The sequence below is a fragment of the Marinovum algicola genome (assembly GCF_900109145.1).
Lineage (GTDB): Bacteria > Pseudomonadota > Alphaproteobacteria > Rhodobacterales > Rhodobacteraceae > Marinovum > Marinovum algicola.
Genome location: NZ_FNYY01000002.1, coordinates 297,917 through 318,345, shown reverse-complemented (window position 1 = coordinate 318,345; position 20,429 = coordinate 297,917). Strand labels below are relative to the sequence as shown.

23 protein-coding genes and 1 riboswitch are annotated in these 20,429 nt (G+C 64.6%); of the genes, 16 read left to right on the top strand and 7 right to left on the bottom strand.

Translation table 11 applies throughout. The features are described from left to right. Positions 1 to 2 precede the first annotated feature (2 nt). The 4 genes from BMW90_RS04530 to BMW90_RS04515 are packed head-to-tail and all read left to right on the top strand — an operon-like array spanning position 3 to position 3,726. Positions 3 to 704, top strand: coding sequence for an SDR family NAD(P)-dependent oxidoreductase (locus tag BMW90_RS04530; RefSeq protein WP_083415965.1), 702 nt, complete (start codon positions 3 to 5; stop codon positions 702 to 704). 12 nt (positions 705 to 716) lie between these two features. Then, complete coding sequence (locus tag BMW90_RS04525) at positions 717 to 2,630, top strand: propionyl-CoA synthetase (RefSeq protein WP_074835218.1); 1,914 nt, start codon at positions 717 to 719, stop codon at positions 2,628 to 2,630. Then, entirely contained in the window at positions 2,627 to 2,977 is a 351-nt protein-coding gene (locus BMW90_RS04520; RefSeq protein ID WP_074835216.1) for a RidA family protein, read from the top strand. The genes BMW90_RS04525 and BMW90_RS04520 overlap by 4 nt, the downstream gene beginning before the upstream one ends. 11 nt (positions 2,978 to 2,988) lie before the next feature. Next, positions 2,989 to 3,726, top strand: a complete 738-nt coding sequence (locus BMW90_RS04515; RefSeq protein WP_083415949.1) for an amino acid ABC transporter ATP-binding protein — start codon at positions 2,989 to 2,991, stop codon at positions 3,724 to 3,726. Between the two features lie 90 nt (positions 3,727 to 3,816). Here the strand turns inward: BMW90_RS04515 and BMW90_RS04510 are convergent, their stop codons facing one another. The 4 genes from BMW90_RS04510 to BMW90_RS04495 all read right to left on the bottom strand — a co-directional run bounded on the left by BMW90_RS04510 (position 3,817) and on the right by BMW90_RS04495 (position 7,906). Then, the gene (locus BMW90_RS04510; RefSeq protein ID WP_048530798.1) at positions 3,817 to 4,497 is read right to left on the bottom strand and encodes a GntR family transcriptional regulator; all 681 of its coding nucleotides are present in this window, start codon (positions 4,495 to 4,497) and stop codon (positions 3,817 to 3,819) included. 143 nt (positions 4,498 to 4,640) lie between these two features. Then, on the bottom strand, positions 4,641 to 5,621 hold the full coding sequence (locus BMW90_RS04505; RefSeq protein WP_074835213.1) for a 2-dehydropantoate 2-reductase: 981 nt from the start codon (positions 5,619 to 5,621) through the stop codon (positions 4,641 to 4,643). After that, complete coding sequence (locus BMW90_RS04500) at positions 5,618 to 7,159, bottom strand: acyl--CoA ligase (protein ID WP_074835212.1); 1,542 nt, start codon at positions 7,157 to 7,159, stop codon at positions 5,618 to 5,620. Before BMW90_RS04500 ends, BMW90_RS04505 begins: the two co-directional genes overlap by 4 nt. 60 nt (positions 7,160 to 7,219) lie before the next feature. Next, positions 7,220 to 7,906, bottom strand: coding sequence for a fumarylacetoacetate hydrolase family protein (locus BMW90_RS04495; RefSeq protein ID WP_074835210.1), 687 nt, complete (start codon positions 7,904 to 7,906; stop codon positions 7,220 to 7,222). A 184-nt stretch (positions 7,907 to 8,090) separates the two neighbouring features. Here BMW90_RS04495 and BMW90_RS04490 point away from each other — a divergent pair, with 184 nt between their 5' ends. The 5 genes from BMW90_RS04490 to BMW90_RS04470 all read left to right on the top strand — a co-directional run bounded on the left by BMW90_RS04490 (position 8,091) and on the right by BMW90_RS04470 (position 12,206). Beyond that, on the top strand, positions 8,091 to 8,765 hold the full coding sequence (locus BMW90_RS04490) for a FadR/GntR family transcriptional regulator (protein ID WP_244526426.1): 675 nt from the start codon (positions 8,091 to 8,093) through the stop codon (positions 8,763 to 8,765). 81 nt (positions 8,766 to 8,846) lie between these two features. After that, a complete protein-coding gene (locus tag BMW90_RS04485; RefSeq protein ID WP_211568852.1) occupies positions 8,847 to 9,827 on the top strand; it encodes an ABC transporter substrate-binding protein in 981 nt (326 codons plus the stop codon). A gap of 73 nt (positions 9,828 to 9,900) precedes the next feature. After that, entirely contained in the window at positions 9,901 to 10,662 is a 762-nt protein-coding gene (locus BMW90_RS04480) for an ABC transporter permease (RefSeq protein WP_048530806.1), read from the top strand. Then, a complete protein-coding gene (locus tag BMW90_RS04475) occupies positions 10,649 to 11,449 on the top strand; it encodes an ABC transporter ATP-binding protein (RefSeq protein ID WP_048533719.1) in 801 nt (266 codons plus the stop codon). Before BMW90_RS04480 ends, BMW90_RS04475 begins: the two co-directional genes overlap by 14 nt. A gap of 4 nt (positions 11,450 to 11,453) precedes the next feature. Next, complete coding sequence (locus BMW90_RS04470) at positions 11,454 to 12,206, top strand: ABC transporter permease (RefSeq protein ID WP_048530808.1); 753 nt, start codon at positions 11,454 to 11,456, stop codon at positions 12,204 to 12,206. Between the two features lie 101 nt (positions 12,207 to 12,307). Here the strand turns inward: BMW90_RS04470 and BMW90_RS04465 are convergent, their stop codons facing one another. Further along, entirely contained in the window at positions 12,308 to 12,694 is a 387-nt protein-coding gene (locus BMW90_RS04465) for a YciI family protein (RefSeq protein WP_074835441.1), read from the bottom strand. Positions 12,695 to 12,785: 91 nt separating this feature from the next. Here BMW90_RS04465 and BMW90_RS04460 point away from each other — a divergent pair, with 91 nt between their 5' ends. Genes BMW90_RS04460 through BMW90_RS04430 form a run of 7 tightly spaced genes read left to right on the top strand, consistent with a single transcriptional unit; the run spans position 12,786 to position 18,641 of the window. Beyond that, positions 12,786 to 13,679, top strand: coding sequence for a fumarylacetoacetate hydrolase family protein (locus BMW90_RS04460; RefSeq protein WP_074835209.1), 894 nt, complete (start codon positions 12,786 to 12,788; stop codon positions 13,677 to 13,679). Continuing rightward, positions 13,676 to 14,332 carry a malonic semialdehyde reductase gene (locus BMW90_RS04455; RefSeq protein ID WP_244526425.1) on the top strand — a complete coding sequence of 219 codons (657 nt, stop codon included), beginning with the start codon at positions 13,676 to 13,678 and terminating at the stop codon, positions 14,330 to 14,332. Before BMW90_RS04460 ends, BMW90_RS04455 begins: the two co-directional genes overlap by 4 nt. Before the next feature lie 6 nt (positions 14,333 to 14,338). Beyond that, a complete protein-coding gene (locus BMW90_RS04450) occupies positions 14,339 to 14,794 on the top strand; it encodes an OsmC family protein (RefSeq protein ID WP_074835207.1) in 456 nt (151 codons plus the stop codon). Positions 14,795 to 14,826: 32 nt separating this feature from the next. Continuing rightward, positions 14,827 to 15,912, top strand: a complete 1,086-nt coding sequence (locus BMW90_RS04445; RefSeq protein WP_074835206.1) for a C4-dicarboxylate TRAP transporter substrate-binding protein — start codon at positions 14,827 to 14,829, stop codon at positions 15,910 to 15,912. Between the two features lie 31 nt (positions 15,913 to 15,943). After that, a complete protein-coding gene (locus BMW90_RS04440) occupies positions 15,944 to 16,456 on the top strand; it encodes a TRAP transporter small permease subunit (protein WP_244526424.1) in 513 nt (170 codons plus the stop codon). Beyond that, positions 16,453 to 17,760 (top strand): TRAP transporter large permease, encoded by a 1,308-nt coding sequence (locus BMW90_RS04435; RefSeq protein WP_048530817.1) that lies wholly within the window; start codon positions 16,453 to 16,455, stop codon positions 17,758 to 17,760. Before BMW90_RS04440 ends, BMW90_RS04435 begins: the two co-directional genes overlap by 4 nt. Positions 17,761 to 17,771: 11 nt before the next feature. Beyond that, on the top strand, positions 17,772 to 18,641 hold the full coding sequence (locus BMW90_RS04430) for a dioxygenase family protein (protein WP_074835203.1): 870 nt from the start codon (positions 17,772 to 17,774) through the stop codon (positions 18,639 to 18,641). Positions 18,642 to 18,674: 33 nt separating this feature from the next. On the opposite strand, the gene cobF is transcribed toward BMW90_RS04430, so the two are convergent. Further along, a complete protein-coding gene (gene cobF / locus BMW90_RS04425) occupies positions 18,675 to 19,418 on the bottom strand; it encodes a precorrin-6A synthase (deacetylating) (protein ID WP_074835201.1) in 744 nt (247 codons plus the stop codon). Positions 19,419 to 19,487: 69 nt separating this feature from the next. Continuing rightward, positions 19,488 to 20,165, bottom strand: a complete 678-nt coding sequence (locus BMW90_RS04420) for an energy-coupling factor ABC transporter permease (protein WP_074835200.1) — start codon at positions 20,163 to 20,165, stop codon at positions 19,488 to 19,490. 57 nt (positions 20,166 to 20,222) lie between these two features. Then, positions 20,223 to 20,404: riboswitch (cobalamin riboswitch) on the bottom strand. Between the last annotated feature and the right edge of the window lie 25 nt (positions 20,405 to 20,429).

The following is a 20,429-nucleotide window of genomic DNA, read 5'->3' as shown; positions in this document are numbered from 1 at the left end:
TGATGACGCAGACACCTCTCGCACTGATCACCGGCGGCGCCCAGGGCATCGGCTATGCCTGCGCCGAGGCCCTCAAGGAAGACGGCTTTGACGTGATCCTCGCTGATATCAACGCCGAAGGCGTGGCCGAGGCCGGCGACAAGCTGGGCGCCGTGGCCGCCATCACCTGCGACATGGGCGATGTCAGCCAGATCGAGGCAATGTTCGCCCGCATCGCCGAGGACCACGGGCCGCTCTCGGCGCTGGTCAACAACGCCGGTGTCGCCATGCCGGGCGATTTCCTGAGCTACGATCTGGACAGCTGGGAGCGGGTGATCGACATCAACCTGCGCGGCGTTTTCCTGGCGACCCAGACGGCGGCGCGGAGCATGGTGGAAAACGGCATTGAAGGCGCCATCGTCAACATGTCGTCGATCAATGCCCAGGTGGCGATCCCGGCGATCCCGGCCTATTGCGCCTCCAAGGGCGGCGTCATGCAGCTGACCAAGGCGGCCTCGCTGGCGCTGGCCAAGCACAACATCCGCGTCAACGCCAACCCCGAGGCCTTCAAGGTGGCCATGTCGCGTACCCCGCTGGGCCGCGCCGGCTCGGCCCGCGAGATCGGCGACGTGGTGGCCTTCCTCTGCTCGAAAAAGGCCAGCTACATCACCGGCGAGACGATCTACGTCGATGGCGGTCGCCTCGGCCTGAACTACACCTGCTAGAGGCGTCATTCCATGTCCCGATACGCTGAAACCTATGCCGCGTGGCAGGCCGATCCCCAGGGCTTCTGGCAGGAGGCGGCAAAGGAGATCGACTGGTTCACTCCGGCGACCTCCGTCTTCAATCCCGACAGCGGGGTTTACGGCCGCTGGTTCGACGGCGCAACCTGCAACACCTGCTACAATTGCGTCGACCGCCATGTCGCGGACGGCCACGGCGACCGGCTGGCGGTGATCCACGACAGCCCGGTGACCGGGCAGGTGACGCGGCATACCTACGCCGAGGTGCAGGCGCAGGTCAGCGCGCTGGCCTCGGTGTTGCGGGGCATGGGCGTGGCCAAGGGTGACCGCGTGGTGATCTACATGCCGATGGTGGCCGAGGCGGTCTTTGCCATGCTGGCCTGCGCCCGTCTGGGCGCGGTGCATTCGGTGGTTTTCGGCGGCTTCGCGGCGGCCGAGCTGGCCACGCGGATCGAGGATGCGACGCCCCGCGCGGTGATCTCGGCCTCCTGCGGGATCGAGCCGGGGCGGGTGATCGCCTACAAGCCCTTGCTCGACGAGGCGATCTCGCTCTCGGAGCACAAGCCCGCGCATTGCGTGATCCTGCAAAGGGAGACCCTGCGCTGCGATCTGACCCCGGGCCGCGACGTCGATTATGCCGCGGCGGTGAGGGCCGCCGTCGCCGCCGGCGAAGGCACGGAATGCGTCGAGGTCGCGGCGACCGATCCGCTTTATATCCTCTACACTTCGGGCACCACCGGCCAGCCCAAGGGCGTGGTACGCGATAATGGCGGCCATATGGTGGCGCTGAAATGGACGATGCAGCACCACTACGGCGTGCAGCCGGGCGAGGTGTTCTGGGCGGCCTCCGACGTCGGCTGGGTCGTCGGCCATTCCTACATCTGCTACGGGCCCCTGCTGCATGGTGCGACGACCGTGGTCTATGAGGGCAAACCGGTCGGCACACCCGATGCCGGCGCCTTCTGGCGGGTGATCCGCGATCACGGGGTTGTCGCGCTCTTTACCGCGCCGACGGCGCTGCGCGCGGTCCGCAAGGAAGACCCGGCAGGCGCGCGGATCGGCGATTATGACCTGAGCCGGTTCCGCACCCTCTTTCTGGCCGGGGAACGCTCGGATCCGGCGACGATCGAATGGGCGCAGGAGAAACTCGATCGCCCGGTGATCGATCACTGGTGGCAAACCGAGACCGGCTGGCCGATGTCGGGCAATCCGGTCGGGCTGGGGGCCTTTCCGGTCAAGCTCGGCTCTCCGGGCAAACCGATGCCGGGCTATGACATCCGGGTGCTCGACGACGACGGCCAGGAGGTGGCGCCCGGCACGCTGGGAAATATCGCCTGCAAGCTGCCGCTGCCGCCTTCGGGCTTTCCGACGCTGTGGAACGCGCCGGAGCGCTTCCTCAGTTCCTACATGCAGGAGTTTCCCGGCTATTACGCCACCTCGGATGCCGGCGTGATCGACGAGGATGGCTATGTCTTCATCATGGCGCGCACCGATGACATCATCAATGTCGCCGGCCACCGGCTGTCGACCGGGGCGATGGAGGAGGTGATTGCCAGCCATGCCGACATTGCCGAATGCGCGGTGGTCGGCAAGGCGGATGCGCTCAAGGGGCAGATGCCGCTGGGCTTTTTCGTCACCAACGACGGCGCCGACCGCGATCCGGCAGAGTTGGAACGCGAGCTGGTGCAGCTGGTGCGCGCAAAAATCGGCGCGGTGGCGGCCTTCAAATGCGCGCTCGAGGTCAAGCGCCTGCCCAAGACCCGCTCGGGCAAGGTGCTGCGCGGCACGGTACAGAAGATCGCCGACGGCGCCAGCTTCAAGATGCCGGCGGCAATCGACGACCCGGCCATTCTCGATGAAATCACCGCGGCGCTGAAAGCCCGCAACCTGATAGGACATTCCGCATGATAGAGCGTCTTCACACCGGTCCCCGGATGAGCAAGATCGTCAAGCACAACGGCACCATCTACCTCTGCGGTCAGGTCGGCGCCGGCGACGGCGTGAGCGCGCAGACCCGCGACTGCCTGGCGCGCATCGATGCTCTTCTGGCCGAGGCCGGATCGGACCGCGGCCACATCCTGCAAGCCATCGTCTGGCTCGCCGACATGGCGGATTTCGCCGAGATGAACGCGGTCTGGGATGCCTGGGTGCCCGAGGGCCGGGCCCCGGCGCGGGCCTGTGGCGAGGCGCGTCTGGCCCGCGATGCGCTGAAGGTCGAGATCATCATCACCGCGGCCGAAGCGCCCGCAGCCTGAGGAGAATGCCGATGACCCCCGCCGTCGAAATGCGAAATGTCAACAAGTGGTACGGCTCCTATCACGCGCTGCGCGATGTCACCCTCTCGGTGGCCAAGGGCGAGAAGATCGTTGTCTGCGGGCCGTCGGGCTCGGGCAAGTCGACCATGATCCGCACCATCAACCAGCTCGAGGAGCACCAGTCCGGCGAGATCCTGGTGAACGGCGAGCCGATCCTCGCCGACGCACCCAATATCGAGGAAATGCGCCGCGAGGTGGGGATGTGCTTTCAGCATTTCAACCTGTTCCCGCATCTCAGCATCCTCGAGAACTGCACCCTGGCACCGATGCTGGCGCGCAAGCTGCCGCAGGCCGAGGCGGAAGAGACCGCCATGCGCTTTCTCGACAAGGTCCAGATCGGCAATCAGGCGCGCAAATACCCCGGCCAGCTTTCGGGCGGGCAGCAGCAGCGGGTGGCCATCGCCCGGGCGCTCTGCATGAAACCCGAGATTCTGCTCTTCGACGAGCCGACCTCGGCGCTCGATCCCGAGATGATCGGCGAGGTACTCGACGTCATGGTGACCCTGGCGCAAGAGGGCATGACGATGATCTGCGTCACCCACGAGATGGGCTTTGCCCGCAAGGTGGCCGATCGGGTGCTGTTCATGGATGCCGGCGAGATCATCGAGGAAAACGATCCCGAGAGCTTCTTTACCGCGCCGAAAAACCCGCGCACGCGAAGCTTTCTCGATCAGGTGCTGACCCACTGACCCCGGCCGCCGGCTTGGAAAGGCGCGGGCGTTCGCCCCGGGGTGCCATGCGCCGGCGGTGACCGGTCAGCCGGCGGGATGCGACGACCGTCAGCCGAAGGTCCCGTCGCCCAGCAATCCGGCCAGGAATTCGCCGGTCAGCTTGTAGTGATCGAGCAGCCGCGTGCTTGCGGTATCGGCGTCGCGGGCGATGGCGGCGGCCAGGATGCCGGCGTGTTCCTCGGCCACGTCCCGCTGCTGATATTCCAGCGCCTTTCCGGCGAGGAAACGGTAACGGATGTTCAGATCGTACAATTGCGAGCAGAACTTGAGCAGGATGGGCGAGGGGGCATTGGCCAGCAGCGTCATGTGAAAGGCCTTGTGCAGATCCTCGAAATCGGCGCTGCCGGCTGCCTGGGATCGTTGCATCCGATGATGCGCGAGCACGACCGTCTCTTCCCAGTCCTGGGTGAAATGCGCGATGCTTTCGCGCAGTGCCATGTCTTCCAGAACGCAGCGGAGACGCAGAATCTCGCGGAAATTCTCGGCGCTGATCTCTGCCGTGCGAAAGCCTCGCTGGTCGATGCGTTCAACCAGGTTGTCGGAGGTCAGAAGGCTGAGCGCTTCGCGAATGGGCGAGGCGCCGGTGTCGAGCCGCTTGCGCAGCCCGTCGATCTTGAGCTTTTCGCCGGGCTTCAGCTCGCCGATGACGATCATGCTTCGCAATCTCTCGTAGGCCCGGTTCGTCGCCGAGCCCGAAGGAGCGCCGATATCTGGTTCATGTGTGTTCATTTCCGCCTCCTTGAGCAATATTATCGATATTTCGGAGGCATTCAATATCCCAGAGTGCGCTGCGACCGCCTTGGCCCGGGGCGCGGTCTGGGATTTTCCGGCGCTCTTCAGGCGCCGCTCCAGCGGAGTGAATGTGACGGGGGCTAGTGATACAGGCCGGCCACGCGGCCGCGCAGGGCGACCAGCGCGAGCACGGTGTCGAGCGTCGGCGTGGGAGTGTCCGTCAACCGCCCGAGTTCCTGGACCGCCCCAACCAAGGCATCGATTTCCATCGGCCGGCCGGCGTCGAGATCCTGCCACATCGAGGTGCGATGCGCCCCCACTGCCGCGCCGCCATCGATCCGGCGTTCGACATCGATGGGGAATTTCACCCCCAGCTTCTCGGCGATCTCCTGCGCTTCGCGCATCATGCCGCGCGCGACCGCCCGCGTACCGGGATCGGTGCAGAGCACCTCAAGCGTGGCATGGGTCAGCGCCGAGATCGGATTGAAAGACAGGTTGCCCCAAAGCTTGACCCAGATTTCATCGCGGATGCGGGGGCGCACCGGCGCTTTCAGACCGGCCGCCGCAAGGGCCCTGGACAGCGCCAGCGCGCGGTCGGATTTCGTGCCGTCCGGCTCGCCAAGCGAAAAGCGATTGCCTTCGATATGCGTGATGACGCCGGGCCGGGTGACCTCGGCCGCCGGATAGACGACGCAGCCCAGTACCCGGTCGGGGCCAAAGCCGTTCCATTGCGCGTCGCCGGGGTCGACCGAGGCAAGCCTCGTGCCTTCGAATGCGCCGCCATGTTTGTGAAAATACCACCACGGTACACCGTTCACGCCGCTGACGATGGTGGTGTCGGCGCCGATCAGAGGGGTCATCCGGGTCACCACCGGCGGCACGGAATGCGCCTTGAGGGTGACGATCACGTAATCCTGTACCCCCAGCGCCGCCGGGTCGTCGGACGCGGTGACCGGCACGGTGACCGGGGCTTTGTCGTTTTCGTGCAGGGTCAGCCCGTTTGCCTGCATCGCGGCCAGATGCGGCCCGCGCGCGACCAGGCTGACATCGGCTCCGGCCTGCGCGAGCTTGACGCCCATGTAGCCGCCGATGGCCCCGGCGCCAAAGATGCAGATCTTCATGCGTCGGCCTCCATCAGGCCCAGCGTTTCGGCCATGCCGATGCGCTGGATCTTGCCGGTCGCGCCCTTGGGGATCTCGTCGAGCAGGAGGACGCGGCGGGGCACCTTGAAATCGGCCAAGCGTTCGGCGGCGAAGGCGCGGATGCCCTGCTCGTCGAGCGACGACCCTTCCGCGAGAACCGCCGCCGCGGCGATCTCTTCGCCGAGTTTCGGATGCGGCACGGCAAAACAGACGACCTGGGCAATCTCGGGGTGGCTCAACAGCGCGGCGTCGACCTCGAGCGGGCTTATTTTTTCGCCGCCGCGATTGATGATCTCCTTCAGCCGGCCGGTCAACCGGAGATAGCCTTCGGCGTCGAAGGCCCCCTGATCGCCGGTGCGGAACCAGCGCTTGCCCCCGGCCTCGAAAAAATTTTCGGCATTGGCCTTGGGGTTGCCCTCATAGCCCGGGGTGACATTCGGGCCGCTGATGACGATCTCGCCGGTGGCGGCGCGGTCGAGCAGGCGGTTTTCCGTCTCGTCGGCAATCGCCACTTCCGGCCCGGCGGCAATGCCGACCGATCCGGGCTTCTGGGCGCGGGGCGGCAGCGGGTTGCAGCACATCTGATGCGCGGCTTCGGTCATGCCATAGGCCTCGATCACCGGCGCGCCGAAAGTGGCCGTCAGCTCTTGCATCACCGGCGCCGGCAGCGAGGCGGAGGACGACCGCAGGAACCGCACCGGCGCCCGCGCGATGATCTCGCTGTTGCGGGCGGCGCGGGACAGGATCGCTTGGTGCATGGTCGGCACCGCTGTGAACCAGCTGGGCCGAACCTCGTCGAGCTGGGCAAAGAACTTCAGCGCATTGAAGCCCGAAGCGCAGCTGATCCGCGCGCCGGCGGCAAGCGAGGCCGAGACCGCGGCAATCAGCCCGTGAATGTGAAACAGCGGCATGACGTTCAGGCAGCAATCCTCCGGCGTCAGGTCCAGCGAGGCGCTGACGTTTCGCGCCGAGGCGGCGACGTTGGCGTGCAGCAGGGGCACGATCTTGGGCCGCGAGGTCGTGCCGGAGGTGTGCAGGATCAGGGCGGTGTCGTCGGCCTCGGGCGCGGTGGTGTCGCACCTGTCGCCGGCGGTCTCGGTCGACAGCGTGAAGGTGCCGGCGGGATCGCGCGCCGAGGCGGTCAGCCGCAGCACCCGGATGCCGAACCGGGCGGCGGCGGGTAGGGCCGGGCCGTCGTATTCCGCGGCCACCACCAGCGCCTTGGCCTTGAGGTCTTCGAGGTAGAACTCGTATTCCTCCTGCCGGTAGGCCGGGTTCAGCGGTGCCGCGGTGGCGGTCTGGGCGATGGTGACAAAGGCGGTGGCCATCTCGGGCCCGTTGGGCAGCACGATGGCGACCCGGTCGCCCCGACCGATGCCCTGGCCGTGCAGGGCCGCGCCGACCTCGCCGGTCAGGTCGCGCAGGGCGCCGTAGGTCAGCCAGTCGCGCCCGGGTGCGCCGATGGCCGGGGCGGTGGCGGCATGCGCCGCGATCAGGGTGGCGAGGGTCTGGCTCATGGCGGGCTCCGCTTGGATGCGGGCCGCCCGGCGGGGGCGGCCCCTGTCAGGTGGCTGGGATCAGACGACCGGGATTTTCAGGCTGCCGAGGCCCTCGATGCTCAGTTCCATGACATCGCCTCTGGTGATCGGGCCGACGCCGGCGGGCGTGCCCGAGAGAATCACGTCGCCTGGCGCCAGTTCGAAATGGTCCGACAGATAGGAAATCATCTCCGGCACCTTCCAGATCATCTGGTTCAGGTCGCCTTCCTGCTTGGTCTCGCCATTCACCGTCAGTTCGAGCCGCCCCTCGGAGGGGTGGCCGATGTCCGAGGCCGGCAGGATCGGCCCGATCGGGGCCGATCGCTCGAAGGCCTTGCCCACTTCCCAGGGGCGGCCCTTCTTCTTGGCCGCGCCCTGGAGGTCGCGCCGCGTCATGTCGAGCGACAGCGCGTAGCCGAAGACATGGTCGAGCGCCGAATCGACCGGAATGTTGACGCCGCCGGTCTTGAGCGCAACGGCCATCTCGGCCTCGTAATGCACGTCGTCGGACTTTGTGGGGTAGGGGAATTTTCCCGAAGGATCGAGATTGTCGGGATTCTTCTGGAAGAAGAACGGCGGGTCGCGGTCGGGGTCGTCGCCCATCTCGATGGCGTGCGCGGCGTAATTGCGCCCGATGCAATAGACCCTGCGCACCGGGAACAGGGCATCGTTGCCGGCAATCGGCAGCCCCACGGGCTGCGGCGGTTCGATGATGTAATCGGGCATGGTTCCTCCAGGTTTTTTGATTCGTTGCTAAAGTCATAAGCTCAGATCAATTTTGGATCAATCCGAAGAGACTGCGATAATATCGATTTTATTTCTTGCAATATAGGATTGATCGGCCATAATCGATCCAATATCTCAGAATTGGTTGATCAATCTGAGGTTAGACAGCGAAATGGACAAACCAATGCACATTAGCCGCGAGGCCAGCGTGGACAGTCTGAAAGCCTTTATCGACGCGGGCGGTTATGCGCCCGGTGACCGGCTTCCGGCAGAGCGGGATCTGATCGGCGCATTGGGAATGACGCGCACCACGCTGCGCCGGGCGCTGGAAGCGCTTGAACATGAGGGGCTGATCTGGCGGCACGTGGGCAAGGGCACCTTTCTGGCCGAGCCCAAATCTGCCAGGGACGTGCTGGAATTGCCCGACATCGGCCACCATCTGACCCCGGTCAAGGTGATGCGCGCCCGGTTGAGCATCGAGCCGGCCATCGCCCGCGAGGCGGCGGTCAATGCCTCGGGCCGCGCGGTGGCTCAGATCATGCAGGCGGTCGAAAGCTGCGAACAGGCAGAGACCTGGGCCGAGTACGAGGCGCATGACGACGCCTTTCACCATGCGGTGGCGGTGGCCTCGGACAATCTTTTGCTGGTCACGCTCTATGACCAGATGAACAAGGTTCAGCGCAACGTGGCCTGGCGCAGGGTGGTGCGCGAAAGCATCCGCCCGCCGCGCAGCCACACCAGTTTCGAGGAGCACAGGAAAATCGCCGCCGCCGTCGAGGCGCGCGATCCGATGGGGGCGCATGATGCCATGCGCCGGCATATCGGATCGGTGTCGGCGCGCCTGTTCGGGGAGATCTGAGAGCAGGCCGACAGGGGGGAAGACGGAAAATCCGCACCCGCCCTCGGTAGGGACCAAAGCAAAATCCAAGGGAGGAACACGATGAAACATCTACTGCGCAAGACCACGGCGTGGATCGCCGGGGCGGTGATGGCCGGCGGCCTGATGCTGCCGGCACTCGCCGAGGCGGACACGATCAAGATTGCCCTGGCCGAGACGCCATCCGATGAGCTGGCAGCTTTCTTCGTCGCGCTGGAACGTGCCAAGGCCAACGGGCTGGACTATGAATGGACCGCTTTCTCGGATGAAGAGCTTGCCATCCAGGCGGTGCTGAGTGGCCAGATGGATATCGGCTTCGGCACGCCCTATGCGGCGATGCAACGGTCCCGGGCGCCGATCCGGATTATCTTCCAGCTGTCCAAGCTGAAGTTCTTCCCGGTCACGACCACCAAATACGAAGAGCTCGAGGATCTCGATGGAGAGCCGATCCTGCTGCATTCGCGGGGCGGCGGCACCGATTCCATCGCCAATGTGATCGAGGAGCGGCTGGGCATCGAATTCGGCGAACGGTCCTACGTGCCGGGATCGTCGAACCGGGTGGCGGCGCTGCTTGGCGGCCAGGCGGACGCCACGATCATCGACCTGTCGAACACCAACAAGCTGATGCGCAGCCCCGAGGCCGACCGGTTCAACGTGCTCGAGATGTTCGAGGTTGAGGCGTCGGATGAGGCGCTGTTCGCCAATCTCGACTGGATCCAGAACAACGAGGAAGACGTGCAGATCTTTGTCGATGCCCTGCTCAGCACCTATCGCGACATGCACGAGGATCCGACGATCATCCGCCGCGAGACCAATCCCGACGGTCCGATCGGCCAGTTGCCCGAACAGATCCTGGGCGAGCTTGACGGCTTTTACGGCGATGCGGTCGACGCCGGGCTGTATTCCAAGGATGGCGGCGGCAGGGTCGCGGCCAATGCCGATCTCGAATGGTACTCGGCGGCGGGTCAGCTCGAAGGCGATCCGTCGGACCTGAATATCGAGGACTTCTGGTATCTCGCGCCGCTCGACAATGCGATGAACTGATCTCCGACGCGCAATCCGAGCCGCCTGCGGCCCGGATTGCACCCTTTCATCCCACAATAGGGGACATCACCCCATGGCGAACCGTTCGCTCTATCTGAAAATCCTGTCTGCCGTCATCATCTTCGGCGCGTGGGAGATCGCCGGCAGAATACCTGTCAGCTACGCCTTTCCCACCTTCCTCGAATCCATGGCCGCGCTGGGCAATATGGCCTTGGACGGGCGGCTGTGGGAGGCCTATGCCGAAACCCTGCGGCCGCTTGTCGTCGGCGTTGCGATCTCCACCGTCCTGGGCATCGGGCTCGGGCTCTGGATCGGGCTCAGCAAATTCTTCGACTGGCTGGTCTCGCCGATCTTCATCGTGATGCAATCGGCGCCACTGGCCGCGCTGATCCCGCTTCTGGTGATGGCCTATGGCATCGGGCTGACGTCCAAGGTCTTTGTGGTCTGCATCATGGCCATGCCGGTGATCGTCCTGAACACTGCCAGCGCGGTGCGTCACACGCCGGAATCGATGAAGGAGATGTGCAAATCCTTTCTCGGCACGCGCACCGACATGTTGATCAAGATCATCATTCCCGCCGCCTCGCCGCTGATCTTCTCGGGGCTGCGCCTTGGCGTGTCCGCCGGTTTCATCGGCGCCATTCTGGCCGAACTCAAGATCACGCCAACCGGTGTCGGCGACATCATCACCTTCAGCCGCTCGATTGCCGATTACCCCAGCATGTATGCGGCGATCTTTTCCATCATCGTGCTTGCGGTTCTGTTTCTGAACCTGCTGGAGCGCACCGAAAAAACCCTCTTCAAAGGACACGACCGTGGATATGTCTCTGATTAAGGAAGCCCCTGCGACGGCAGAACCCGCTCTGAGCGAAATCGCTGTCTCCGTCCGAAACATCTCGAAGAACTATGGCGCGGTCGAGGCGCTGAAGGATCTGACGCTGGAGTTTCCGCGCGGCCAGCTGACCTCGCTGCTCGGGCCTTCGGGCTGCGGCAAGACCACATTGCTGAAGATCATCGCCGGCCTTCTGGAGCCGACCTCGGGCGAGGTCGAGGTCAATGGCAAGCCGGTGACCGGCCCGGGTCCGAACCGCGCCTTTGTCTTTCAGGATTTCGCGCTGCTGCCCTGGGCCACGGTGATGCGCAACGTCGCCTTCGGGCTGGAACTGCGCAGCATCAACAAGTCCAAGCGCGAGGACATCGCCGCGAAATACATCAAGGAAGTCGGGCTTGGTGGGTTCGAAAACAGCTACCCGCACGAGCTGTCCGGCGGCATGCGCCAGCGGGTCGGTCTGGCCCGCGCTCTGTCGGTCGATGCCAAGGTGTTGCTGATGGATGAACCCTTCTCGGCGGTCGACGAGCAGACCCGGCGCAAGTTCCAGGAGGACCTTCTGGGCCTGGTGCAAAACGAGAACAAAACCTTCATCTTCGTTACCCATTCGATCGAAGAGGCGGTCTATGTCTCGGACCAGATCGCCATCCTTCTGCCGCGCCCAAGCCGGGTGTCCGAGATCATCCGCCCCTCGGGCTTTCGCCACAAGGATCACGACCAGATCCGCCGTGACCCGGAATATCTCGATATCGTCGACGATATCTGGGCCTCGCTGCGCAGCTACGTGGAGTGATGACATGAAGCTCTTCGGCTACAACCTGCCCGGCATGTCCTCGCTGATCATCTGGGGGCTGCTCTGGGAGCTGATCGGGCAGCTGGACGTGACCTTCTTTGTTCCGCCGCTGTCGGAAGTTCTGGCCACGCTGTTCGAGATCATCGGCACGCCCGCCTTTCTCAAGGCGCTTGGCGAAACCGGCTATGCCTTTGTGGTGGGGGTGTTCTTTGCCGTCTTCATCGGCATTCCGGTCGGCATCCTGATGGGGCGCTCGCGGCTGCTGGACGAATTGCTGCTGCCTTGGGTCAATGTGTTTCTCAGCGCTCCGCTGACGGCATTGGTCCCGGTGCTGATGGTGCTGTTCGGCTTCGGCATGAAGTCGATCATCATCACCACGACCTTGTTCGCGATCTGGATCATCATCCTGAACTCGCGGGCGGGGGTGAAACAGATCAACCGATCACTGGTCGAAATGGCGAAATCCTTCGGCGCCTCGCCGGCTGACGCCTTCTTCAAGATCTACTTCTGGGCCGCACTGCCCGAGATCCTCGGCGGGGTCCGCATCGGCGTCATTCGGGCGGTCAAGGGGGTGATCATCGGTCAGCTTCTGATCTCGATCGTCGGCTTCGGCGCGCTGTTTGAGCTCTATTCGTCGAACTTCCTGATGGCGCATTTCTGGGCCGTTCTGATCGTGCTCTTCGCGCTGGCGTTCACCATCGCCGAGTTTCTGGCCTACCTCGAACGGCGCGTCGCCTATTACGCGGCGAAACGCTGATCCGACGGGCCGCCGCGCGGTGGCCCGTCACGGCAAACTATGCGAGCAGTAAGGGAAGGGGGGGCGGTTTGGCCCCCCCTTTGGCTGCCTGGGGGCCGGTCTCAGGTCAGGCTGACGTTTTGGCCCGACAGCTCGACGGAGAGGGTGATCGATCCCTCGTTGATCAACCAGCGGCGCAGGGTGAAGCTGCGCGCGCCGGCGCGGTGCATCGGGTCGTTCTCGGCCAGACTGCGCGCCGCCTCGAACGAGGCCGCGCGATAGATGATCAGCCCCATGCCCTCCATCATCTCGCCGCTCTCGTCCGACATCGGCCCGGCAAAGACCAGCACGCCCTCAGCCTCGAGCCGGGCCTGATAGGCCAGATGATCGGGCAGCGCGGCTTTGACGTCGGCACCATCGCCGGCCGGCACCGATTGAACCACAAAAAGCTCCAGCGCCAGCGCGCCGCGCGACCGGGCTTCGGACATGTAATCATTCCATTTTGGCATGTTTTCGACCTCCATACTCAAAAACATCGATTTTGTTTGACCTGAGTATTTTTTATCGGCAAAAATATCTGCAATCAAGCTGGAGGAATCGATGCGTCTGCTGGTGGGAAGTGTATCCGGGAAACGGGCCGTCTTTGCGGTCGACGGGGACAAGGCGGTCAATTTGACCGAGGCTGTAACCGGGATCGGGGACGACCTGGCGGCGCTGATCGCCGATCCGTCGTTGCTGGAACAGGCCCAGGAAAAGGCCCGGGAGCTGGCGCGGGGCGCCAAGGGCGTCGCGGTGTCCGACATTACGCCGGCGCTGCCGGTCTCTGCACCGCCGACGATCATCTGTCTCGGTCTCAACTACACCGATCACATCAAGGAAGGCGGTTACGAGATTCCCGACTACCCGGCGCTTTTCATGCGCGGGCAACAGTCGATCATGGCGGCGGGCCAGCCGATGGTGCGGCCGGGGTGTTCCGATCATCTGGATTACGAGGCCGAGCTGATGGTGATCATCGGCAAGGGCGGGCGGCATATTTCCGAAGCCCAGGCGCTGGAGCATGTGTTCGGCTATACGGTGTTCAATGACGGCTCGGTGCGCGATTACCAGCGCAAGACACACCAATGGACACCGGGCAAGAATTTCGACGCCACCGGCGCCATCGGGCCGTTCGTGGTGACGCCGGAGGATCTGCCCGAAGGCGCCTCAGGGCTGAAGATCGAGAGCCGGGTGGGCGCCGAGATCCTGCAAAGCTCGAACACCGGCAATATGATCTGGTCGGTGGCCCAGACGATTGCCACGATCTCGGAATATACCACGCTTCAGCCCGGCGACCACATCGCCATGGGAACGCCGCCGGGTGTCGGCCACGCCAAGAAACCCAGGCCGCGCTGGCTCAAGCCCGGCGAAACCGTCGAGATCGAGATCGAGGGCATCGGCATCTGTGCCAGCCCGGTGGTGGACGAAGCCGAAATCGGACGGGAAGCCGCGGAATGATGCGTGAACCCACGGATATCCGCCGCCAGCAGGCGCAACGGGCGGTGCAGGCACTGCGGGCGCGGGTCGACCGGCTGGACGATGATGCCATCGATCTGATCCTGCGCGATGCGCGGTCACATTACGCCTGGACCGACCGGCCGGTTGGCGAGGATCTGCTGCGTACCCTGTTCGAGATCACCATCGCCGGGCCGACCAGCATGAACACCTGCCCGGCACGCTTTGTCTTTGTGACCTCGGAGGCGGGCAAGGACCGGCTGGCGAAATCGCTCAAGGCCAAGAACATCGACAAGATGCGCGCCGCGCCGGTGACCGCGATCGTCGCTTGGGATCCGCTCTACTGGCAACGGCTGGATTTCCTGTTCCCGCACGAGGATCGCAAGCATCTGTTCGACGGCAAGGAGGATTACGCCGAAATCACCGCCTTCCGCAACGCAACGCTGCAAGGGGCCTATCTGATGATCGCGGCCCGGGCGCTCGGGCTCGACGTGGGGGCGATGTCGGGTTTTTCCAACGAGATCGTGGACCAGGAGTTCTTTGCCGAAAATGGCTGGAAATCCAATTTCCTGGTCAATCTCGGTTATGCCGACGAAAGCGCGCTGTTCCAGAAACTGCCGCGGTTTACGTTCGACGATATCTGCGAAATCCTGTGAGGCGCCATGGCGATCAGACCAAAGACCAAAATGACGATCAAGCTGGCGGGCCGGGGTACCAGCCACTCGCGCAGTGAGGCCGAAATTGACGGCAACACCGTGGTGATCGACGAGCCGGTGGCCCGCGGCGGCACCAATGACGGGCCGTCACCCACTGCCACCGCCTATGCGGCGCTGATCGGTTGCACCAATGTGATCGGCCACAAATGCGCCCACAGCCTGGGCATCGACATCGGCAATCTTGCCTTTGACATGGAAGTCGATTTCGATCGGCGCGGGGTGCTTCTGATGGAGGAGGTGGACGTGCCCTTTACCGCCATCCGGCTGGCCGTGGCCGCCGATGGGCCATGCACCGAAGAAGAGCTGCAAAACGTGGCCGCGGAGACCGCCAAATTTTGCGCGATCTCGAAACTGTTCGAAAGATCCGGAACGGACCTGAACATCACCTGGCGCAAGGGCTGAACGCCCGCGTCACACTTTGGGAGGAGACTGACATGTTCAATTCATTCGCTAAACGCGCGGTGCTCGGGCTTGCGCTGAGCACCGGGGCCTTGCCCGCATACGCGACCGAGACGATCAAGGCGGTGGTGATCGACGGCTATCCGGCCCGGGCGCTCTGGGTGCAGGAGTTCACCAATTTCTTCATTCCCGAGGTCGACAAGCGGCTCGCCGAGACCGGCAATTACCAGATGGACTGGCAGGAAAGCTATGGCGGCACCATCGTCAAGCCCAAGGGCGTGCTCGAGGGCATCAAGCTCGGGCTGGGCGACATCGGCATCGTGACGACGATCTTTCACAATTCGAAACTGCCGAGCCAGGCGATTGCGGCGGCCACGCCGTTTGTCGCCGCCGATGCCCGCGCCGTGGCCAGGGCGGTGGATGAGATCGCCAAGGAATTTCCGGCGATGCAAACCGAGTTCGACGCGCAGAACCAGGTCTATCTGGCGACCGGCGTGGTGCTTGACACCTACCAGATCTTCTCGCGCGAGCCGGTCGAGAGCCTGGCCGATATCGAGGGTGACAAGGTTGCCGGCGCCGGCATGAACCTGCGCTATCTCGAAGGCATCCAGGGCGCGGCCGGGGTGCGCGGCGGGTTGACCGATTTCTACAACATGGTGCAGACCGGCCTTGTCGATCACGCCATGCTCTGGCCGGAAGCCGCGGCGACCTTCAAGATCTCCGAGGTCGCGCCCTATATGCTGCGCGCCGATCTTGGCGCGGTGAATTCCAAGACGATCACCGTGAACAAGGACTATTGGGAGGGGCTGCCGGCCGAGGTGCAAGAGGCGCTGCAAGAGGTCGCCGTGCTCTACCGCGATCACGTCGCGGGCATCGCCATGGACCGCGCCGAGGAAAGCCGCAACGCCTATGTCGCCGCCGGCGGCACGATCACGGAACTGGGGGAGGACCAGCGCGCGGCCTGGGCCGACGCGATGCCGAATATCGCGGCGGAATGGGCCAAGGGGCTGGACGATTCCGGCCAGCCCGGCACCGAGATGCTTCAGGCCTACATGGCCAAGCTGAAAGACGCGGGCTTTACCCCGGTGCGCGATTGGGCCGCCGACGCGGCCACCAACTGAGCCCGGTCAGGCAAAGCTGGTGCGCAGCGCTGTGAAACGACTTGCCGACGGCATTGCGATGGCCGCCAATGCCGCCGGCACCCTCGTCGTCGTCCTGCTTGTCGCGGTGGTGAATTATGACATCATCGCCCGCGGATTGTTCAATCGCCCCTTTCTCGGAGCGGTGGAAGTGGTGCAATTCTCCATGGTTCTCATCGTCTTTCTGCAACTGCCCGACGTCATCCGCGTCGGCCGGCTGACCCGATCCGACGGCTTTCTGGGGCTGCTCGCGGTGCGCGCGCCACGCAAGGGCCGGCTGCTCAGCCGTGCCATCGACCTGATCAGCGCCATCTTCATGGCGCTGGTGGTCTATGCCATGTGGCCCGAGTTCCTGGAAATGTGGGCCTCGCAGGATTATTTCGGCGTGCCCGGGGTGTTCACCGCGCCCTGGTGGCCGGTCAAGCTTGTCATCCTGCTCAGCGCGGGGCTCTGTGTCGTGCATTTCCTGCTGCATGTCGCCCGCCCGCTGATCGATGACCAACCGGAACTGGAAAGCGGATCATGACGCCGGTCGAAATTGGCCTTTTCTCGATCGTCGCGATCATCGTGCTGATCTATCTCGGGGTCTATATCCCGATTGCGCTGGGAATGGTGAGCTTTCTCGCCATCTGGATCATGCGCGACAACATCGACCTGTCCTTTGCGCTGCTCAAGATCGCCATCGGCGACAGTGCGATGGAATACACCTTTGCCACGATTCCGCTCTTTACCTTCATGGGGCTGATTGTCTCCAAGGCGGGGCTGGGGGCCGATATCTATGCGGTGATGAACCAGGGCTTTCGCCGCATCACCGGCGGCATCGGCATGGCGACCGTGGGGGCCAATGCGGTGTTTGCCGCGGTCACCGGCTCGTCGATCGCCAGCGCCTCGGTGTTTTCCAAGATGTCGGTGCCCGAGATGCTGAACTTCGACTACAACCCGCGGTTCGCCGTGGGGGTTGTTGCGGGCTCTTCGGTGCTGGGCATGATCATTCCGCCCTCGGCCATGCTGATCATCTATTCCTTCGTGGCCGAGCAATCGGTGGGCGAGATGTTCCTGGCCGGCGTGGTGCCCGGTCTGATGCTGGCAGCGGCATATGTCGCGGCGATCTGGCTGATGGCGCGGCTGACGCCGGGCTTTGTCGGTGGCCGCGAGGTCGAAGCTGCGACCCTGATGCCCTGGTCCGAGATCGCGGTGAAATTGGGGCCGATCGCCGGTCTGATCCTCGTCGTGCTGGGCGGCATCTACACCGGCTGGACCACCCCGGTCGAAGCCGGCGCGGCGGGCTCTGCTCTCGGTATCGTCATCGCGGCGCTGCGCCGCCGGATCACCTGGCGCAGCTTCTGGGAAACCGTGATCGAGACCGGCCATATCACCGCCGCGATCCTGTTTCTGATCACCGCCGCCTCGATGTATGCCCGGATGCTCGGGCTGGCCGGGCTGCCCAACGAATTGCAGACCATCCTGGCCGCCAACGAGTTCTCGTTCTTCTGGATCATGGTGCTGCTGGTGGTGCTGATGCTGTTTCTCGGCACCATCCTCGACACCGCCTCGATCATCCTGATCGTGGTGCCGCTGTTCCTGCCGCTGATCGAGGCGCTGGGGCTCAGCCTGGTCTGGTTCGGCATTGTCGCGGTGGTGGCGGCCGAGATCGGGCTGCTGACGCCGCCGCTGGGGCTGAGCTGCTTTGTCATCAAGGCCACGCTCGACGATGCGCGGATCTCGCTCAAGGACGTGTTTCTCGGGGCGCTGCCCTTTGCCTTTGTCATGCTGGTGGTGCTGGTGCTGCTGATCCGCTTTCCCGCCCTCAGCCTTGCCATTCTGAATTAGAGGTTTGCCCTATGCGCAATGTCACCCAGGAAAACATCACCGACGCCTTCATCAGCTACATGGGCGAAGAGACCGACCCCCGCCTGCGCGAAGTGATGACCAGCCTTGTCCGCCACCTGCATGCCTTTGCCAAGGAGGTGAACCTGACCCACGCGGAATGGCAGACCGGGATCGCCTTTCTCGAGCGCGCCGGCGAGATTTCGGATGCCGAGCGGCATGAATTCGTGCTGCTTTCGGATGTGCTGGGCCTGTCGTCGCTGGTCGACATGCTGCATTCGACGGCCGAGGGCACCTCGTCCTCGGTGCTGGGGCCGTTCCATATCTCCGGCTCGCCACCGCTGCCGGTGGGCGGAGATCTGCGGGGCGAGACCGAGGCGCCGGTGCTGCTGGTCGAAGGCGTGGTGAAAGACCCCGAGGGCAATCCGATCCCCGGCGCCCGGCTCGACATCTGGCAGACCGCGCCGAACGGGCTTTATTCCAGCCAGGACCCGGAACAGGATACCTATGATTTCCATGGGCTTCAGACGGTGGGCGCCGATGGACGGTACGCCTTCACCACGGTCAAGCCGGTGGAATATACCGTGCCCTCGGATGGGCCGGTGGGCGACATTCTGCGCGCCTGCGGCCGCCATCCCTGGCGGCCCTCGCACCTGCATTTCATTGCCGAGGCCGAGGGCTTCCGCCCGCTGGTGACCGAGGTCTTTCCCGAGGACGCCCCCTATCTCGATCAGGATACGGTGTTCGGCGTGCGCGCGGATCTGGTGATGCGCTATCAGCCTATGCCGGCGGGCAGTTTCCCGGCGACGGGCTTCGACCTGTCCGGCAGGGTGCCCGGCGATTACCTGAAGGTGACCTTCGATCTCACATTGGTCGCGGCCTGAGGCCGGGCCGGCGCCGGCCGCGGCGGGACGGTCTCAGGCAGGGGACCGACGCAGCAGATAGGTGTCCATGATCCAGCCATGGCGGGCGCGGGCCTCGGCCCGGGTGGCGGTGATATCGGCGGCGGTGTCGGCCAGCGGCCCGGCGCGCAACAGCTGCGCCTCGCTGCCGAGGTAGGCGCCCCACCAGATATGCAGACCGGCGGGATCGAGGTCGCGGAAGCTGCAAGCGCCATCGAGCATCACCACCAGGGTTTCTTCGTCCTGCGGGAAGCCATGGGAGCGGAGCTGTCGCCCGGTGGTAACCCGGATCGGGCCATCGACGGTGTTGAGCGGGATCGCATGCGCGGCGGTGAGCGCCTGCACGGCGGTGATGCCCGGCACAACGCGCAGGCGCGGGCAGGGCGTCAGCCGCCGCGCGATCCTGAGCGTGCTGTCATAAAGCGCCGGATCGCCCCAGACCATCAGGGCCACCGGGCCCGGCGGCGTCTCGGGGCCGAGCGCCGCGATCCAGCGGCGGGCGATCTCGTCATGCCAGGCGCTGACGCGTGCGCCATAGGGCAGCGCCGGGTCGCGCTCGGGATAGGTGAAGGTGCGAATCTCGGCGTCGCTGCCCGCCGCCTCGAGGATGGCGTAGCGCAGCGCCGCCAGATCCTGTTTGTCATCGCCCTTGAGCGGCAGCAGGATGATCGCGGCCTCGCGCAGCGCCTGCATGCCTTCCAGCGTCACATGGGCGGGGCTGCCGGTGCCGATGCCGATCAGCCAGAGGTCCTTGATCATCGGAATGTCCTTTCACGCAGAAGTCCGGGGCGCGTGCGCGCCCCGGACCGGTTCAGCGGCCGTGCGGCGTTACGCCGAGCGGTAGAGCCGCGGTGCAAGCAGGCGCGCGACGCCGGTGTCGCGCAGCGCCTTGGCCCCGGCCAGCGCGGCCAGGTCGGCCAGCGGCTCGATCAGCAGCACCAGCATGTAGGCGGCGCCGAAGGTCCAGACCGACTGGAAGGTCGCGGCGGTGACGCCCTGGCCATAGAACGCCCAGAAGGCGACCCAGGTCACCACACCGCCCTGGTAGACGGCCGAGAGCTTGAGCATGTCCTTGTAGGCCAGATCGACATAGGCGGTGTCACGCGGGATGATCCGGCGCGCCAGCGCCGAGGCGGCAAAGAGCGGCACCAGCAGCGTGGTGACATTGACGAAATACATCGGCATGTCGGTGGGGGCAAAGAACAGCCCCTGGATCAGCAGCCCGATCGCCAGGCCCAGCGCCGCCGGCGCCGTGCCGAGCAACAGGAAGAGAGTCGAGCCGAGGATGAAATGCACTTCCGAGATGCCGACCGGGAAATTCGGAAGCACTTCGAAAAACAGCAGAGCGCCGATGGTGGCAAGCAGAGTCCGCAAGGCAAAGGCGCCGGAGTTGGTGCGCGACAGATCGTCCACGGTCTGCTTGGCGGTATAGGTCGCCGCCCCTGCGGCGGTGGTGTAGGCGAAGGTCATCTTGGCGCCGTCAACGACGCCGGGTTCGATATGCATGTCAGTTCCTTTCTCGTGATGCTGCCCCTCCGGCAGCGGAAATTGCCCGTGCGGGCGTGGAAAAGGGGGCACATGGCAGGTCTCCTGACTTGCGGGTCATCGCGCCTCGGCCCTTCCCGGCCTCGCGGCCAGTGGGACGTTCCTCGGCACTCTCCGCTTACAGTTGCGGGGGCAGTCCGGGAGTTGCACCCGGTTCCCTGTGGCCACTCGCGCGGCGCACCATGCTTTCCTTGTGGTCCGGGGCTGTCCCCGGCGTCTGTGATC

Excerpts from the sequence above, each read along its gene's own strand:
- BMW90_RS04515 (WP_083415949.1), top strand. The coding sequence starts at position 2,989 with ATGACCCCCGCCGTCGAAATGCGAAATGTCAACAAGTGGTACGGCTCC.
- BMW90_RS04510 (WP_048530798.1), bottom strand. The coding sequence starts at position 4,497 with ATGAACACACATGAACCAGATATCGGCGCTCCTTCGGGCTCGGCGACG.
- BMW90_RS04470 (WP_048530808.1), top strand. The coding sequence starts at position 11,454 with ATGAAGCTCTTCGGCTACAACCTGCCCGGCATGTCCTCGCTGATCATC.
- BMW90_RS04530 (WP_083415965.1), top strand. The coding sequence starts at position 3 with ATGACGCAGACACCTCTCGCACTGATCACCGGCGGCGCCCAGGGCATC.
- BMW90_RS04450 (WP_074835207.1), top strand. The coding sequence starts at position 14,339 with ATGGCGATCAGACCAAAGACCAAAATGACGATCAAGCTGGCGGGCCGG.
- BMW90_RS04500 (WP_074835212.1), bottom strand. The coding sequence starts at position 7,159 with ATGAGCCAGACCCTCGCCACCCTGATCGCGGCGCATGCCGCCACCGCC.
- BMW90_RS04455 (WP_244526425.1), top strand. The coding sequence starts at position 13,676 with ATGATGCGTGAACCCACGGATATCCGCCGCCAGCAGGCGCAACGGGCG.
- BMW90_RS04445 (WP_074835206.1), top strand. The coding sequence starts at position 14,827 with ATGTTCAATTCATTCGCTAAACGCGCGGTGCTCGGGCTTGCGCTGAGC.
- BMW90_RS04505 (WP_074835213.1), bottom strand. The coding sequence starts at position 5,621 with ATGAAGATCTGCATCTTTGGCGCCGGGGCCATCGGCGGCTACATGGGC.
- BMW90_RS04495 (WP_074835210.1), bottom strand. The coding sequence starts at position 7,906 with ATGCCCGATTACATCATCGAACCGCCGCAGCCCGTGGGGCTGCCGATT.
- BMW90_RS04490 (WP_244526426.1), top strand. The coding sequence starts at position 8,091 with ATGCACATTAGCCGCGAGGCCAGCGTGGACAGTCTGAAAGCCTTTATC.
- BMW90_RS04525 (WP_074835218.1), top strand. The coding sequence starts at position 717 with ATGTCCCGATACGCTGAAACCTATGCCGCGTGGCAGGCCGATCCCCAG.
- BMW90_RS04460 (WP_074835209.1), top strand. The coding sequence starts at position 12,786 with ATGCGTCTGCTGGTGGGAAGTGTATCCGGGAAACGGGCCGTCTTTGCG.
- cobF (WP_074835201.1), bottom strand. The coding sequence starts at position 19,418 with ATGATCAAGGACCTCTGGCTGATCGGCATCGGCACCGGCAGCCCCGCC.
- BMW90_RS04435 (WP_048530817.1), top strand. The coding sequence starts at position 16,453 with ATGACGCCGGTCGAAATTGGCCTTTTCTCGATCGTCGCGATCATCGTG.
- BMW90_RS04520 (WP_074835216.1), top strand. The coding sequence starts at position 2,627 with ATGATAGAGCGTCTTCACACCGGTCCCCGGATGAGCAAGATCGTCAAG.
- BMW90_RS04420 (WP_074835200.1), bottom strand. The coding sequence starts at position 20,165 with ATGCATATCGAACCCGGCGTCGTTGACGGCGCCAAGATGACCTTCGCC.
- BMW90_RS04475 (WP_048533719.1), top strand. The coding sequence starts at position 10,649 with ATGTCTCTGATTAAGGAAGCCCCTGCGACGGCAGAACCCGCTCTGAGC.
- BMW90_RS04430 (WP_074835203.1), top strand. The coding sequence starts at position 17,772 with ATGCGCAATGTCACCCAGGAAAACATCACCGACGCCTTCATCAGCTAC.
- BMW90_RS04465 (WP_074835441.1), bottom strand. The coding sequence starts at position 12,694 with ATGCCAAAATGGAATGATTACATGTCCGAAGCCCGGTCGCGCGGCGCG.
- BMW90_RS04485 (WP_211568852.1), top strand. The coding sequence starts at position 8,847 with ATGAAACATCTACTGCGCAAGACCACGGCGTGGATCGCCGGGGCGGTG.
- BMW90_RS04480 (WP_048530806.1), top strand. The coding sequence starts at position 9,901 with ATGGCGAACCGTTCGCTCTATCTGAAAATCCTGTCTGCCGTCATCATC.